The organism is Pseudomonas sp. PA27(2017) (assembly GCF_001945445.1).
GTDB lineage: Bacteria > Pseudomonadota > Gammaproteobacteria > Pseudomonadales > Pseudomonadaceae > Aquipseudomonas.
On the sequence record NZ_MSXW01000058.1, the window covers coordinates 94,871 to 108,639 of the forward strand.

Below are 13,769 nucleotides of genomic sequence, written 5' to 3' on the forward strand. Positions count from 1 at the left end.
GTCACCATGGAAGCGTTGGCACTGTTCAAGCAAGGCATGTTCCTGGTCGTCATCCTCACCGCCCCGCCGTTGGCCGTGGCGGTACTGGTGGGGGTGGTCACCTCGCTGCTGCAGGCCCTGATGCAGATGCAGGATCAGACCCTGCCGTTCGGCCTCAAGCTGGCCGCCGTCGGCCTCACCCTGGCCATGACCGGCCGCTGGGTCGGCCTGGAACTGATCCAGTTCATCAACATGGCCTTCGACCTGATCGCCCGAACAGGCGGCCCCCGTTAGATGCCCTGGGACACGCAAAGCGCCTTCGAGCTGCTGCAAGGCATCGGCCTTGCCGCGGCGCGCCTGGTGCCCTGCATGTTTCTGGTACCCGCGTTCTGCTTCAAGTACCTGAAGGGCCCCCTGCGCTACGCGGTGGTCATTGCCGTGGCCCTGATCCCGGCACCGTCGATCAGCGCGGCGCTGGACGGCCAGGACTCGAACCTGGGCTGGATGATTGGCCTGCTGTTCAAAGAGGTGGCCCTGGGCGCACTGCTGGGCGTGCTGCTGTACATGCCGTTCTGGATGTTCGCCTCGGTGGGCGCCCTGCTCGACAGCCAGCGCGGCGCCCTGAGCGGCGGGCAGATCAACCCCGCACTGGGGCCGGACGTGACCCCCATGGGCATGCTGTTTCAGGAGGCGATGATCATGCTGCTGATGGTGATCGGCGGGCTACCGCTAATCCTGCAGGTGATCTGGGACAGTTACCTGATCTGGCCACCCACGGCCTGGCTGCCGATTCTTACCCAGGATGGCCTGATCATCCTGCTCGAACAACTGAGCCGCACGCTGCACCACATGCTGCTGTACGCCGCGCCCTTCATCGCGGTACTGCTGCTGATCGAAGCGGTGATGGCGATCATCAGCCTGTACGCACAACAGCTCAATGTGTTCATCCTCGCCATGCCCGCCAAAAGCATCGCCGGCATCGCCTTCCTGCTGATCTATCTGCCGACGCTGCTGGAGCTGGGCAGCGGTGAGCTGCAGCAACTGAGGGTGATCAGCGATCTGCTCCAGCACATCGTAGGGGTACCGGAGCCGTGAGTGAGAAGACCGAAAAAGCCACGCCCAAACAGTTGCGCGATGCCCGCGAGAAGGGGCAGATCGCGCAGAGCCAGGACGTCAGCAAGCTGCTGATCCTGCTTCTGGTCAGCGAGGTGACGCTGGGCCTGGCGAACAGCAGCATGGACAGTCTCAAGCAACTGATGGAGTTGTCGGTCAATGCAACCCAGCAACCCTTCGAGCGGATCGTCGAGCAACTGGTCACCGAAGCCATCGCGGTGATGCTGCCCTTTCTCGCTTTGAGCGTCGGCCTGGCGATGCTGATGCGCCTGGCGGCCGGCTGGGGGCAGTTCGGTTTCCTGTTCGCGCCCAAGGCGCTCAAAGTCGACTTCAACAAGCTCAACCCCTTCGCCCAACTCAAGCAGATGTTCTCCGGGCAAAACCTCTCCAACCTGTTGATGAGCGTGCTCAAGGCCATCGTCATTGGCTACACCCTCTACCTGTTGCTGGAGCCGGAACTGGGAACGCTGATCCTGCTGGCCAATTCCGATCTCGACACCTATTGGCAGTCGCTGCTGCAGGTGTTCCGCCACATCCTGCGCATCACCCTGGGGTTGCTGCTGGTGCTGGCGGCCATCGACTTCGGCCTGCAGAAATTCTTCCATGCCAAGCGACTGCGCATGAGCCACGACGATATCAAGAAGGAATACAAACAGTCCGAGGGCGACCCCCACGTCAAGGGCCAGCGGCGCCAGTTCGCCTTCGAGATTCTCAACCAGGAACCCGAAGCCGCGCCGCGCCCGGTGCAGGAGGCCGACGTATTGGTGGTCAACCCGACCCACTACGCCGTTGCGCTGTTCTACCGGCCCGGCAAAACGCCCCTGCCGATGATCCACTGCAAGGGCGAAGACGACGACGCCCTGGCACTGATCGCCCAGGCCAAGGTCGCCAAGGTGCCGGTGGTGCAGAGCGTGTGGCTGGCACGCACCTTGTACAAGACCCGGACCGGCCGCTACATCCCCAGGGCCACCCTGGAAATGGTGGCGCAGATCTACCAACTGGTGAAGCAGCTCGACGAGGTCGACGACCAGGTGATTCGTACCGATCACCTATGAGAACGCCCTGAACAGCTGCCCCCGGCATGCTGCTCGGGCACCGAACAAAGTCTCGGGTCAGGCGGCGCGAGGATTGCGCATCAGGTATCGATCAACGTCCTTGCCGTCAGAATCAGGACTCACCTGCCGCCCAAAAACGGCATCGGATGAGCGAGGCGCCCGAGCCTCATTAACATCGCTCTGGCTTGAGAGCAGCGGCCGTGACTCGGTACATGCGTCCTGTGATCAACCGCTCGTTCTTGGCTCGGTCGACTTCCCCCGACGACCCAGGGGCCTGGCCATGGTCAATGTCGCTGCGTGCGTCGACGTGCCGATCACTGACTTGAACGGTGGGCGGTGGCACGGGGGGGCGTGCGGCACCGAGGACGGATGCGCACAGTGGTGAGTGAGCGACGCGAGGGCCATTATGGCAGGTGCTCCAGCCCTACGAGGGCGAGTTGCTCCTGGCAGATATGGTCGAGGGAGACGATGTCGGTGTCCTGTATGGGCGCCGCATGCCAAACCACCAACTCTCGCTGCAGATTGAGAAACAGGAAGAACTGATCGTAGCGATCGGCCTCGCAAAAACGCCGCGCCAGGGTGGCACGCAGTTGATCGGGGCCCAGGGCCTCAACCTCCACGTGCAACGCAATGCCCCAGCATCGGTGATCGCGGCGACTGATGAATGCCACCCCGGAAGCAAGCGGCCAAACCGCGCCGCGCTCGGCAGCGGCGTGTTCGAGGAAGGTGCGCTTTTCCGAGGTCTGCATCATGCTCAGTTCTCCAGCGGCGTAACGGTGTAGTCCAGGTCGCGCTGGCGATCCTGCTCATTGAGCCCCTGGCGCATGTCGTCGGGCCACCAGATCACCAGGCTCCTGGGGGTGGAGTCAGGACGCTTGCACGCCTGACCTGAACAACCTTTGGGGCTGGCACAACCGGCCAGCACACCGACTATCGACACAACGGCCAATACGCGAAACATCATCATGGCTCCTTATCGCCTAGCAGCGAGGGGCGAAGTTCGAGGGAAGGGTCCAGGGCCTTGGCCTGGCGCATGGCGATGAAAACCTCGCTCTGCTCGCCGGGCTGCAGCCAGGCTTGCGGCCAGGCGCTCACGCCCAGGACCCAGCGACCGCCACACTGGCTCTCGTCGATACGCATGGGCATAGCCGAATCATTGCGCACAGCCACCACTGCCACGCCCCAGTCCTTGCGGACGAACCACTGGGAGTGCTCGGCATTGACCGTCAGCCCCGGGTCGAACCGGCACAGGGTGTTGTGCTGGAACGAGGCCCTGGCAGCACTGAAGCCTTGCGGCAGCGTGCCGGCGACCAGGTTTTCGAATGCCTCGCGAACATCGTTGCGCGTCGGCCGGTCGGTGACACCGCGACGCGCCTGCACTTCCTTGAGCTGGCGATCGAGGTCATGGGGGTTGGCGTGTTGCACGTAGCGCGCTGGATTGACCTGGTCACCGATCAACCGCGGGGTGAGGATGAACAGCCGCTCGCGCTGGGTGTATTCACGGCTGCGCGACTGGAACAGCAGCTTGCCGATGACGGGAATATCGCCTAGCAGCGGAATCTTGTTGAGCCGGTCATTGGCCTCCACGCCATGAAAACCGCCGATCACCAGGGAGCCGTGTTCGGCGATCACCGCCTGGGTGCTGACGTTGCCACGACGCACGGACGGCTGTTCTTCCTTGATCTGCGATTCGACGATCTGTCCATCTTCGATATCGACGATCAACTGAACCTGGGAGCGACCGTTGTGGTTCAACGAACGAGGAATCACCTGGAGGCTGGTGCCAGCGGTGATGGGTGCGATATTGGCGACACGCTCGGCCAGTGCGGTGAGGTACTCGGTGCGGCTGAAATCGATGACGGCCGGCTGGTTTTCCAGCGTCAGGATCGACGGGTTGCCGACGATCGAGGCGGCGCCATTGCCTTCAAGCGCTCGGAGGTCGGCGGAGAAGCGCCCGGCATCCTGGATAAACAGCGTCGAGGGCGCGCCTGGCTGGAGGAGGTTGGCACCGCCCGTCACACTGCCGGCCGTGAGCGACCAGCGGCTGGACAGTTCAGCCAGCTCGTTGCGATCGATGTCGAGAATCACCGCATCGATCTCGATCACATTGCGCGGCACGTCCAGCTGAGCAATCAGCCCCTGGTACATGGCCTTGCGCGCCGGCAGGTCGTAGATCAGCACCGCGTTGTTGCGTACATCGGCGCTGACGCGAATCTTGCCACTTCGCTCACGGCCCTTGCCACTCGAAGATGGTACCGGCGCCAAGCCAATCATGGCCCCCAGATCAGGGCCATAGCCGGAGTTTTCGAAGCCCGAGTTGGCTAGCGCGTCCTGGACCAGGGAGGACGAGTCGCGGCTGCCGCCACCGGCTCGCAAACCATTCAGGCTCGCCCCCGCATCCACCGCGCCCCGCATGCCGGTCTGCGAACGGGCGTCCAGAAGTTCTTGGAGAATGCGTGCCACGCCGGCCACCTGCAACTCCTGATCCCGGTAACGGATTGTGCGATCGGCAACGTTGGCGTACTTGAGCGGGAACACGATGACATCCTGCTTCTCCGCCTCCTCCGGCTCCTCGACCTTTTCGCCGTAGTCCCGGATTAACTGCACGTACTTGGCCGGGCCGCGTACCAGCACCGCGCCTTCGTCCGGCAACAGCCCCCAGCCGAAGCGCGGATCGAGCAGGCCGATCTTGCTCAGCGCCGCCTCGAGGTCGTCGACCGCCTCCGAGGACACGTCAATGCGTGCCGAGGTCTGTTCCTGGGTGGGACTGACGTACAGGGTCTCGTTGAAGACGAACCACTGAAAGTGGTACTCACGGCCCAGCCGGTCGAGAAACCCCTGGGGATTGTCGGCGCGAATGCGCCCATCGATCACACCGTCCATGGGCGGCATGTCGAGGGCCAGGCCGAACTCGCGGGCGAAGTCGCCCAGCGCGGTCATCAATTCCGCCTGCTGAGCGTCATAGGCGTAGGCCGTGCGCTTCCAGCTTTCCGGCGGGAGCGCGAGTGCAGGCATCGCGACAACGAAATACAACCACGGTAGCCATCTCAGGGCCTTGCGCATCAGTTACTCCTGTCAGCGGGCTTCAATGCCCTTCGGGTTGAACGGGGTGGAATCGGTAAAATCGAACGTGCGAGTACTGGCCAGGCTGAGCATAGCGGCCCGCTGGTTAGCCAGATTTTCCAGGGCCGTCAGGATCTGCGAGGCCTGGACGGGCAGCGGCAACCACTCCACCAGCACCAGGGCATGCGCCTGGGGATCGAAAGCCAGGGCTCCGCGGCAGCCACAGGCCAGGCCAGCGCCCGCTTCGCCCAGCAAGACGGCAATGCGCGCGAGATCCCAGCCCTGACAGATCTCCAGGCTGCAGCGCAGGCCTGCGCCATGCAGGCTTATCTGGAACGAGGCGTCATCGACCCAGCACTCGAGGCTGGCCGGATACCCCTCGCCACACCATGCCGCGAACGCTTGGTTAAACTCACTGTATGCCATCGATGATGGCTTTGGTCAGGCCATGCTGAGCACGCAGTTCCTCGCCAACCATTGCACCGGTCAACTGCGCCCGGCGGGCCGCATCGTTGTATGCATTGATATCATCGACGCTGGCCGTGTCCATGGCCTGGTGCAGGGCATCCATCATCCCCTCCTTGGCCTCCTTGTTGACACGGTCCAAGCCGTTGCGCAACGCGTTGATACTGGTCATGCCTGATCTCCTTGTTGATGTAGATGCATCGGTGAATGCGCCGCCGCATCCGCCGCTGGCTGGCCGGCGAGCGAGCTGCGCAAGCCATCCCAATCGAGTTCCAGCGCCCCTTGGGCGTGGCTCAGGCGTAGCGCCTGCAACCCGAGCTGGGGGCTCTCGTGCACGGTCCACAGGCTGGCGAATGGCGAAGCGTCCAGCCAGGCCCGCACCGCTTGCGCCTGCTGCGGATGACAACTGAGCGTAGCCGCGGCCTGGGCAGCCGGACTGGCGCTCAGATTGCGCAGCACGGCGTGGATACGCTGGGACAGATCCGTCTCGTCGAGCAGACGGCTCAGGGCATGGCTCAGCAGGCGGTCGAGACTGGCCAGCACCTCGCGCTGAAGTGCCGCGTGCTCGTCAGCGAAGGCCTGCAGTTGGAAATTGGCCTGCTCCCAGAAAGCCGCCTGGGCGTCCTGCAGGTACTGCTGACACTGCTGTTCTGCAGCCTGAAGCAGTTCATCCGCCTGTTGCCTGGCCTGCTCGAGCAACTGCTCGGCGCGCCGCACCTCGTCGAGGGTCTCACGACGCAGCAGCGGCTCGTGCAACACCTGCTCGGGCACCGCCAGCCTACGCTTGACCAGCATGCTCACCTCCCCGCGCCACGCGCCAGAGCACCGCTGACCAGAGCGTATCCAGGCGGTGGCCTGGCAGCCCGGACGGAAGCTCGTCGAGCGCCGCCGACGGCCACTGCAGCCGTACCCTCGCCCAGCGCTGCGGCCCGACCCAGGCGCCCAGCAGAAGACGTGCGTCGACCGGCCCAGCGGGTAGCCAGAGCCCTGGGCGTAACGCCTTCGCCAAGCTGCGGCACCAACGCTCGTCGACACTCGGCAAGGCGTCACAAGAGCGCGACAAGGCGCATACGCCTTCGACGAGATGCAGCGTGAAGATCTGTTCGGCTTCGGACAAACCGATCCAGCGTAACAGCCCCTGGTGAGGCTCCGGGGGTTGCGCCAGTCGCACCGCGCGGCTTTCGGCGATGCACGCATGGCGGCTGATGGGTGAGCGAAGGGCCAGGGCCATATGCTCGGCATTGGCACCGACGGTCCATCCTGAGGAAGCGGGGTCGCCGGCCGCATACCACCAGCGAATCCAGCCGGCTGCCAGCCCGTCCATCAGGTGCGGCTCGGCAAGGTGGTGGTGGAGCGCCGCGGCGCAAGGCGAGAAAGCAATGCCTGCCGCCAGTCGGCACGCGCGGCCAGAACGATGACTAGCAACAGCAAGGCGAGCACCACTGGCGCGCCCCACAGGACCCGCTGCCAGAAGCCCAACTGGTGCTCCTCGAGCAGGAAGGGTCCGAACTTGACCAGGGGCTCGGCGTCGTCGAAGGCCGCTGCCGGCACGAAGACGATGGAAAACTTTCCGGAGTCGGCACTGACCGTGTCGGCCATGCCGGGAATGCTGCTGGACACCATCATCTGGATGCGCTGACGCACGGCATCCGGCTCCAGCCGCTCCGAGTGCTTGATGAATACCGCGGCCGACGCCGGCTGTACGGGCTCACCGGGCGCGACCCGCTCCGGCAACACCACGTGTACACGGGCGACGATGACGCCATCGATCTGCGACAGCGTTGACTCGAGTTCCTGGGACAGGGCATAGATGTAACGCGCCCGTTCCTCCAGGGGCGTGGAGATGACGCCCTCTTTCTTGAAGATTTCACCGATGCTGGTACGGGCACGGCGCGGCAGGCCGGCGGACTCCAGGATACGAATGGCGCGATTGGTATCAGCGCGATCCACGGAGACGACGATGCCACTTTTTTCCGTGCGCTTACCCGTGTCGATCCGGTAATCGCCCAGGGAGGCGATCACGTCGTTGGCATCCTGTTCGGACAGCCCGCTGAACAGGTCGGTCTGCTCGCTACAGCCGGCCAGCATCAACACGCAGAACCACAGGGCAAGTCGCTTCTTCACGGGCTGGCCTATTGCATGTTGGTGAGTTTTTCGAGGGCCTGACCACCCTTGCCTATGACTTTGGTGGTCACCGCCATCTCGAGCGAATAGCGAGACAGGGCCCTGCTCACGTCGGCGATCGACGAGGGATCATTGACGTTGATCACCTCTTTCATACCCCGTTTGGCATCCTGGGTCAGCTGCTCCAGCGACCCCATGCGTCCGCCCACCGCCTCGGCCAGGAAGGCTCCACTACGGCTCGGTTCGTCGGCACCACGGTCATGCATCAGCGAGGCGAACAGTTCGATGTCCGCCCTGGAGGGTTCGTTGACCAACCCCTGTTCGAGTTCGATCCCACCCTTTTTGGCGATATTGTTGAGGTCATCGCTTGCCAAGATATTCATTGGGCAAATCTCCAGTGCTGGCTCGGCGTGCGCAACGCGACGCCATCATGAGTTCGGCTCCATGCATCCCTGTATGGAGCCTGCGAGAAGTCGATCAGACCTGCTGCCTGCCACCGCCGGGCAACATCTGATTGACGATCGAGTCGGCCGCTTCCGCCGCCCCCTGACCAAGGCTCTGCATGTCGAGCTTCTTGCTGAGGTTTTGCAGCTCGCCCATCACGCCGCCAATCGCCTCGCTCAGTTGCTTGAGAATGTCGCCACCGGCCTGGGACGGCGCACCGGACGGGCTGCCCAGTCCGCCGGTACCACCCAGCGAATCCTGCGCCGACTGCGCGCCCTGCCCAATGCCACCGCCAGGCACCTGCCCGGAAGCCCGTGCATCGAGTTGCTGGCCGATCATGCCGATGGCCGACTTGAACGCCTCGGTCTCGCCTTTGTCGAGGTGTTTGTTCTCGATCAGCTCCTTGCCCCAGGAGCCGGCATCCGGTGGTGGAAACTGCTTGGGGTTGGCATCCATGAACTTGGCGACATCCATCATCATGCCGGCGTCTTTCTGCTCGAACGTCGAGCCCTGCCCATTGGTTTCAGGCTTGAGCATGCCATCCAAGGAGGACTTGGCCAGGCCACTGAGCACCTGGTCCATTAGATTCGAGCCACCCTGCTGGCCCATACCTGGCGCGCCACCGCCGCCTGCTGGCGACTGCGACTGGCCGAAATCCTTGCCGAGCTTTTCACCAATAAGTTGCTCAAGCAGCTTGGTCAGCAGTTGCTGCAGGTCACCGCCCTGCGCACCGGCACCGCCCAGGCCACCGCCCGGCCCGCCTAGGCCGCCACCCTGGCCACCCTGGCCGCCGAGCTTGTCGTTAACCATCTGCCCGAGACCGGAGTCGCCTCCGCCGGCCTTCATCAGCAGCTGCACCAGCTTCTTGATGACGTCGTCCAGACTCTGCGTCTGGTTCTGGCCCATGGATCTGTCGGAGAAACCCACCCGGTTACTGGTGTCCAGGGCCAGGTTGTTGCTTATCATGTTCATATCGGCTCTACGCCCCCATTAAGATGAATAGGCATTCACGTGCCTCGGCAGAGGTCTCAGTACTGGATGCCCTTGCCGGCGGTAATGGCGGAACTGATGCTCTTGTTGGCGGTGTCCTGCGCCATCGACTTGATACCGTCGGCGGCGGCGACATCGGCGTTCTTGCGCGCAGCCTCGCTTACGGCCGCCTTTCGCTGGGCGCCGGCCTGGTCGTCCAGCTCCCCTTGCTTGATCGTTTCATCGAGTGTCTTGTTGTTGGTACTGGCGTTACGAAGCGCGTTCGCGCCATCCTGACGCGAGCCGATTTCATTGAAATTCTGCAGCCCGTTGTTGAAAAAGTTCTGGATACCGGTAAGAGACATGGCGTCTATCCTCTGTATGTGGTCACAACGTTTATCGTTGTGCAGCCTGGGTGGCGTCGGTACGCCAATCGGTTCCACCAGTACGGCGAACTTTTCCGGGCAATTGCCTTTCACACATCGAGATCCTTCATCCGCTGGTAGAGGGTGCGGCGAGGGATATCCAGCTCACTGGTGACCGCGGCAATGCAGTGGTCATTGCGCTTGAGCGACTGCTGGATGAGGGTCTTCTCGATCAGCCGCAACTGGTTCTTGAGGCCAGTTTCCGAGGACTCGTCCGGGTCGTCGTCGATCAGAGGCATGCCGAGTACGTGGCGTCGAGCGGCGGATTTGAGCTCGCGGTAATTGCCAGGCCAACCATGGCTGAGCAGCAGCACTTCGACCCGCTCGTCGATCACCGGGGCAGGCATGTTGAGCTCGACCTCGGCAGTGGCAACGAAATGCCTGAAAACCGACACGATATGGCCGGGGCGCTGACGCAGCGGCGGCAGGCTGAGACTCATCACACTAAGCCGGTAATACAGATCGCGGCGAAACAGCCCCCCCTCCATCAGCAGATCGAGCGAACGCTGGGCGGAGGCCACTACACCTATATCCAGGGGTATGACCCGAGTCGATCCCAAGCGCTCAACCTGGCGGCTCTCCAAGACCCTCAGGAGCTTGACCTGCAGATTGAGGGGCATGCTGTCGATCTCGTCGAGATAAAGCGTGCCCCTGTGTGCCGCTTCGAAATAGCCGCTGCGGTCTCTATCCGCCCCGGTGAAAGCCCCGGCATTGACACCGAACAGTTCGCTCTCGAACAAGGTTTCCGGGATGGCCGCGCAATTCACCGCGACGAAGGGCCCCTTGGGCCTTGAAAGTTTGTGTAGATGTCGCGCGACCGTATCCTTGCCAGTGCCCGTTTCACCCAACAGCAGCACATCAATACCCAACTCGGAAATACTCTGTCCTAATACGTCCAAACTCGAAATTCCATTCTCGAGCACCAACAGATCTAGAGCAGACTCCATACTTCATCCCCGACCACTGGAATATTACCTATGCGACGAGTCAACCCTGAAGTGATTGCTCCTTGAGCGCACCGGTAGTACACGCCAGTTCCCTGATGCGAAAATGCAGCGTTCGCCTAGGAACACTAAGTTCTTTGGACACGGCGTCCAGGCGCCCTCCGTGACGGTGCAAAGCATCGGTGATAAGTGCTTTTTCAATTCGTTTCATCTGCACTCGCAAACCGCTATGCGTGCGGACATGTTCCATTGTCAACGCACCAGAACTCAGTAACGAGAAGCCCATCACAAAACGTTTGGCCGCCGACTGCAGTTCACGAACATTACCTGGCCAGGAATGACCGAGTAGCAGCATCGCAACAGAAGCCTCGAGAACGGGCACCTCTCGTTTGAGACGGGCTGCCGCCGTGCGCGCGAAACTTTCGAACAATGGCAATATTTCGCCGCGCCGCTCGCGCAGCGGCGGAAGTCGAACAGTCACCGCATTGAGACGAAAGAACAGATCGCTACGAAAACGTCCTTGTTTCACCAACTTTGCCAATGGCCGCTGGGCGGAGGCAATGACTCTTAGATCGAGGGGAATGAAGTCCGTACTGCCTAGCCGCCCCACGCCGCGCTCTTCCAGAACACGCAGGAGCTTGGCCTGCAACGCCAGGGGCATGCTGTCGATCTCATCCAGGTACAAGGTGCCCTTGTCGGAAGCCTCGATATAACCTGACCGCGCGCGCATAGCCCCGGTATAGGCACCGCTGGCGGCACCGAAGAGCTGACTTTCGGCGAGCGACTCCGGGATGGCTGCGCAGTTAAGCCCTACAAAGGCACCAGAACGTCCAGAATGTTTGTGAATGAGCTGCGCCAGCATGTCTTTCCCGGTGCCGGTTTCCCCGCAAACGAGAATATCGACATTCTGACTGATCACCGGCAGGGACACGCCCAATTTCAGCGTGTCACTTAGACACGTGCATGACTCTTGGCAATTGGAGATTGGTTCGACCATCAAAAAGCCTCTCACAGTTCCCGCCGATACGCGGCACACTTTCAAGATGCATATCGAACAGACAATACGCCTCTTGGCCGCTAACTTTTGAAGAGCGAACAGTATCGACATTATGATTATTTTTTCGGCGGAAACCTCGCAACGCGCGGCTGCAATCGATAACCACCTCTGGAACGCTTTTGCTTTTACCCGAAGTAATGACTACCCCTAAAAGGATCAGTTCAATGGGAGGTTAAAAAAATAGCGCTCCGACGTAATGCCATACCGCTTGTCTTTTTAATCCATTCGCTCAATACAGTCCCACCCGAAAAACCAAACTACGGTGACACTGCTAAACAAGCGCCACGTGCTCTGGCGCGCGCCCTTCGACGAAGACCGGATATTGACGCCAACAGCACAGCACTTGCTTCAGCGATAAATAAGCAAGGCAAAAAAATAATTAATCCAGATAATAATTCACTCAACTAGCGAACCTATTGAATAACCAGACGCTCGCTCCTTTCCAGGCAATTAAATACATATTGGAGTTTAGAGAATTACTGTTGCACCCTGGTTTCAAGCGATAGAAAAGCAAAAAAGTATATATTCGGTCGACCACTAAGGTACGCAGGTGGACAGCCGGCTCCTCACTGGAAACAAATTGATACACATGCCGCGAGCGCTCCTCCACTGAGCGATCCCTATCGCGCCGACGCAATCAGCGCCATAAATGGCCACGGGATTCATGGTCTCAAGCGGGCCGGCGGGCGAGCATCTCATTCATAGGAAATGGTGTGGAGCTAACGGTCGCACCTTCCAGCCAGCTTGCGTGGCCATAACGTCGAAGATCGAGCAGATGTGCCGGGATGCGGGGCCTGTAGGCACAGAGACAGACCACGCGCTGATGCTTTCCATAACGGAACCTCACGCTTGTCATTATAGTTGTACGCCACGAAGGGCACTGAGTGTCATCTCTTTGCAGATGCTGTGCCAGAAAGCCAAGAGCCCTATATAGAGCATCAGCACCCGCCCAAGAAAGGCACTAGCTGGCGGGAAATTGCCTGCGAGAGCCGCAAGCTGGCGGAATCTTGCTAGAAAACGCTGGATGAGCCACGCAGGTACAGACACAGCAGCGGCCCGAGTCATTCAAACTCGCTGGCGACCATTTGCAAGCTGGCGATCACTGTCTTGACGCTGCGCCCCATGGGAGTGCGCCGGGCCCCGGTCTGTACCTGGCGCCGCCCGCGGGACGCAGTTGACGGCCGTGTTAAACCGCTTTGAGCCGCAGCTCCTTGGGCATGGAGAACGTCACGTTCTCCGGGCGGCCGTCCAGTTCCTGGACGTTGCTGGCGCCCCATTCGCCGAGCTTGTCGATCACCCCGCGCACCAGCACTTCCGGAGCCGATGCACCAGCAGTGATGCCGATGCCCTTGGCGCCTTCGAACCACTCACGCTTGAGGTCTTCGGCGCCGTCGATCAGGTAGGCCGGGGTGCCCATGCGCTCTGCCAGCTCGCGCAGGCGATTGGAGTTGGAGCTATTCGGGCTGCCGACCACCAGCAGCACGTCGCACTCGTCAGCCAGTTGCTTGACCGCATCCTGGCGATTCTGGGTGGCGTAGCAGATGTCGTCCTTGCGCGGCCCACCGATGTTGGGGAAGCGCGCGCGCAGGGCGTCGATGACCTTGCTGGTGTCGTCCATCGACAAGGTGGTCTGGGTGACGAAGGCCAGGTTGTCTGGATCGCGTACCTGCAGCGTGGCGACGTCGTCCTCGTCCTCGACCAGGTAGATCGCGCCACCATTGCTGGCGTCGTATTGGCCCATGGTGCCTTCGACTTCCGGGTGGCCTTCGTGGCCGATGAGGATGCACTCGCGGCCATCGCGGCTATAGCGCACCACTTCCAGATGCACCTTGGTGACCAGCGGACAGGTGGCGTCGAACACTTTCAGGCCGCGATTGGCGGCTTCGTTGCGTACCGCCTGGGACACGCCGTGGGCGCTGAAGATGACGATCACGTCATCGGGCACCTGGTCCAGCTCTTCGACGAACACCGCGCCACGGTTGCGCAGGTCCTCGACCACGAACTTGTTGTGCACCACTTCATGACGTACGTAGATCGGCGGGCCGAACACCTCGAGGGCGCGGTTGACGATCTCGATGGCGCGGTCGACACCGGCGCAGAAACCGCGGGGATTGGCGAGTTTGATATGCAT

At 61.6% G+C, this 13,769-nt stretch carries 17 protein-coding genes; 3 read left to right on the forward strand and 14 right to left on the reverse strand.

The annotated features are described in order from the left end of the window. The first annotated feature begins 6 nt into the window (after positions 1-6). From sctS to sctU, 3 genes are read left to right on the forward strand one after another with little or no spacing between them, the layout of a single operon-like run. The gene (sctS, locus tag BVH06_RS20670; RefSeq protein ID WP_075931598.1) at positions 7-273 is read left to right on the forward strand and encodes a type III secretion system export apparatus subunit SctS; all 267 of its coding nucleotides are present in this window, start codon (positions 7-9) and stop codon (positions 271-273) included. Beyond that, entirely contained in the window at positions 274-1,074 is an 801-nt protein-coding gene (gene sctT / locus BVH06_RS20675) for a type III secretion system export apparatus subunit SctT (protein WP_075931597.1), read from the forward strand. Then, positions 1,071-2,147 (forward strand): type III secretion system export apparatus subunit SctU, encoded by a 1,077-nt coding sequence (gene sctU, locus BVH06_RS20680; protein WP_075931596.1) that lies wholly within the window; start codon positions 1,071-1,073, stop codon positions 2,145-2,147. Before sctT ends, sctU begins: the two co-directional genes overlap by 4 nt. A gap of 404 nt (positions 2,148-2,551) precedes the next feature. On the opposite strand, the gene BVH06_RS20685 is transcribed toward sctU, so the two are convergent. The 14 genes from BVH06_RS20685 to ispH all read right to left on the reverse strand — a co-directional run bounded on the left by BVH06_RS20685 (position 2,552) and on the right by ispH (position 13,769). Then, on the reverse strand, positions 2,552-2,899 hold the full coding sequence (locus BVH06_RS20685) for a type III secretion protein HrpV (protein WP_075931595.1): 348 nt from the start codon (positions 2,897-2,899) through the stop codon (positions 2,552-2,554). Between the two features lie 2 nt (positions 2,900-2,901). After that, on the reverse strand, positions 2,902-3,111 hold the full coding sequence (hrpT, locus tag BVH06_RS26160; protein ID WP_075931594.1) for an HrpT family type III secretion system protein: 210 nt from the start codon (positions 3,109-3,111) through the stop codon (positions 2,902-2,904). Beyond that, positions 3,111-5,210: a type III secretion system outer membrane ring subunit SctC gene (sctC, locus tag BVH06_RS20695; protein ID WP_075935339.1), complete on the reverse strand. Its 2,100-nt coding sequence runs from the start codon at positions 5,208-5,210 to the stop codon at positions 3,111-3,113. Before sctC ends, hrpT begins: the two co-directional genes overlap by 1 nt. Before the next feature lie 12 nt (positions 5,211-5,222). Then, on the reverse strand, positions 5,223-5,636 hold the full coding sequence (locus BVH06_RS20700) for a hypothetical protein (protein ID WP_075935340.1): 414 nt from the start codon (positions 5,634-5,636) through the stop codon (positions 5,223-5,225). Next, the gene (locus BVH06_RS20705) at positions 5,623-5,847 is read right to left on the reverse strand and encodes a type III secretion protein (protein WP_075931591.1); all 225 of its coding nucleotides are present in this window, start codon (positions 5,845-5,847) and stop codon (positions 5,623-5,625) included. The genes BVH06_RS20700 and BVH06_RS20705 overlap by 14 nt, the downstream gene beginning before the upstream one ends. Continuing rightward, on the reverse strand, positions 5,844-6,470 hold the full coding sequence (sctL, locus tag BVH06_RS25810) for a type III secretion system stator protein SctL (RefSeq protein ID WP_075935341.1): 627 nt from the start codon (positions 6,468-6,470) through the stop codon (positions 5,844-5,846). Before sctL ends, BVH06_RS20705 begins: the two co-directional genes overlap by 4 nt. After that, positions 6,454-6,999 carry a hypothetical protein gene (locus tag BVH06_RS25815; protein WP_083652141.1) on the reverse strand — a complete coding sequence of 182 codons (546 nt, stop codon included), beginning with the start codon at positions 6,997-6,999 and terminating at the stop codon, positions 6,454-6,456. The genes sctL and BVH06_RS25815 overlap by 17 nt, the downstream gene beginning before the upstream one ends. Next, entirely contained in the window at positions 6,999-7,763 is a 765-nt protein-coding gene (gene sctJ / locus BVH06_RS20720) for a type III secretion system inner membrane ring lipoprotein SctJ (protein WP_371915309.1), read from the reverse strand. Before sctJ ends, BVH06_RS25815 begins: the two co-directional genes overlap by 1 nt. A gap of 44 nt (positions 7,764-7,807) precedes the next feature. Continuing rightward, positions 7,808-8,182 (reverse strand): type III secretion system inner rod subunit SctI, encoded by a 375-nt coding sequence (gene sctI, locus BVH06_RS20725; RefSeq protein WP_075931588.1) that lies wholly within the window; start codon positions 8,180-8,182, stop codon positions 7,808-7,810. Between the two features lie 94 nt (positions 8,183-8,276). Further along, a complete protein-coding gene (locus BVH06_RS20730) occupies positions 8,277-9,215 on the reverse strand; it encodes a hypothetical protein (protein ID WP_075935342.1) in 939 nt (312 codons plus the stop codon). A 56-nt stretch (positions 9,216-9,271) separates the two neighbouring features. Further along, positions 9,272-9,691 carry a hypothetical protein gene (locus BVH06_RS20735; RefSeq protein WP_139315698.1) on the reverse strand — a complete coding sequence of 140 codons (420 nt, stop codon included), beginning with the start codon at positions 9,689-9,691 and terminating at the stop codon, positions 9,272-9,274. After that, on the reverse strand, positions 9,688-10,584 hold the full coding sequence (locus BVH06_RS20740) for a sigma 54-interacting transcriptional regulator (protein WP_075931585.1): 897 nt from the start codon (positions 10,582-10,584) through the stop codon (positions 9,688-9,690). Before BVH06_RS20740 ends, BVH06_RS20735 begins: the two co-directional genes overlap by 4 nt. 40 nt (positions 10,585-10,624) lie before the next feature. Next, positions 10,625-11,578 (reverse strand): sigma 54-interacting transcriptional regulator, encoded by a 954-nt coding sequence (locus tag BVH06_RS20745; RefSeq protein WP_075935389.1) that lies wholly within the window; start codon positions 11,576-11,578, stop codon positions 10,625-10,627. Positions 11,579-12,824: 1,246 nt separating this feature from the next. Further along, complete coding sequence (gene ispH / locus BVH06_RS20750; RefSeq protein WP_075935343.1) at positions 12,825-13,769, reverse strand: 4-hydroxy-3-methylbut-2-enyl diphosphate reductase; 945 nt, start codon at positions 13,767-13,769, stop codon at positions 12,825-12,827.

Coding starts and splice junctions, on each gene's coding strand:
- sctS (WP_075931598.1), top strand. CDS start 7: ATGGAAGCGTTGGCACTGTTCAAGCAAGGCATGTTCCTGGTCGTCATC.
- sctT (WP_075931597.1), top strand. CDS start 274: ATGCCCTGGGACACGCAAAGCGCCTTCGAGCTGCTGCAAGGCATCGGC.
- BVH06_RS20685 (WP_075931595.1), bottom strand. CDS start 2,899: ATGATGCAGACCTCGGAAAAGCGCACCTTCCTCGAACACGCCGCTGCC.
- hrpT (WP_075931594.1), bottom strand. CDS start 3,111: ATGATGTTTCGCGTATTGGCCGTTGTGTCGATAGTCGGTGTGCTGGCC.
- sctC (WP_075935339.1), bottom strand. CDS start 5,210: ATGCGCAAGGCCCTGAGATGGCTACCGTGGTTGTATTTCGTTGTCGCG.
- BVH06_RS20700 (WP_075935340.1), bottom strand. CDS start 5,636: ATGGCATACAGTGAGTTTAACCAAGCGTTCGCGGCATGGTGTGGCGAG.
- BVH06_RS20705 (WP_075931591.1), bottom strand. CDS start 5,847: ATGACCAGTATCAACGCGTTGCGCAACGGCTTGGACCGTGTCAACAAG.
- sctL (WP_075935341.1), bottom strand. CDS start 6,470: ATGCTGGTCAAGCGTAGGCTGGCGGTGCCCGAGCAGGTGTTGCACGAG.
- BVH06_RS25815 (WP_083652141.1), bottom strand. CDS start 6,999: ATGGACGGGCTGGCAGCCGGCTGGATTCGCTGGTGGTATGCGGCCGGC.
- sctJ (WP_371915309.1), bottom strand. CDS start 7,763: ATGCTGGCCGGCTGTAGCGAGCAGACCGACCTGTTCAGCGGGCTGTCC.
- sctI (WP_075931588.1), bottom strand. CDS start 8,182: ATGAATATCTTGGCAAGCGATGACCTCAACAATATCGCCAAAAAGGGT.
- BVH06_RS20730 (WP_075935342.1), bottom strand. CDS start 9,215: ATGAACATGATAAGCAACAACCTGGCCCTGGACACCAGTAACCGGGTG.
- BVH06_RS20740 (WP_075931585.1), bottom strand. CDS start 10,584: ATGGAGTCTGCTCTAGATCTGTTGGTGCTCGAGAATGGAATTTCGAGT.
- BVH06_RS20745 (WP_075935389.1), bottom strand. CDS start 11,578: ATGGTCGAACCAATCTCCAATTGCCAAGAGTCATGCACGTGTCTAAGT.
- ispH (WP_075935343.1), bottom strand. CDS start 13,769: ATGCATATCAAACTCGCCAATCCCCGCGGTTTCTGCGCCGGTGTCGAC.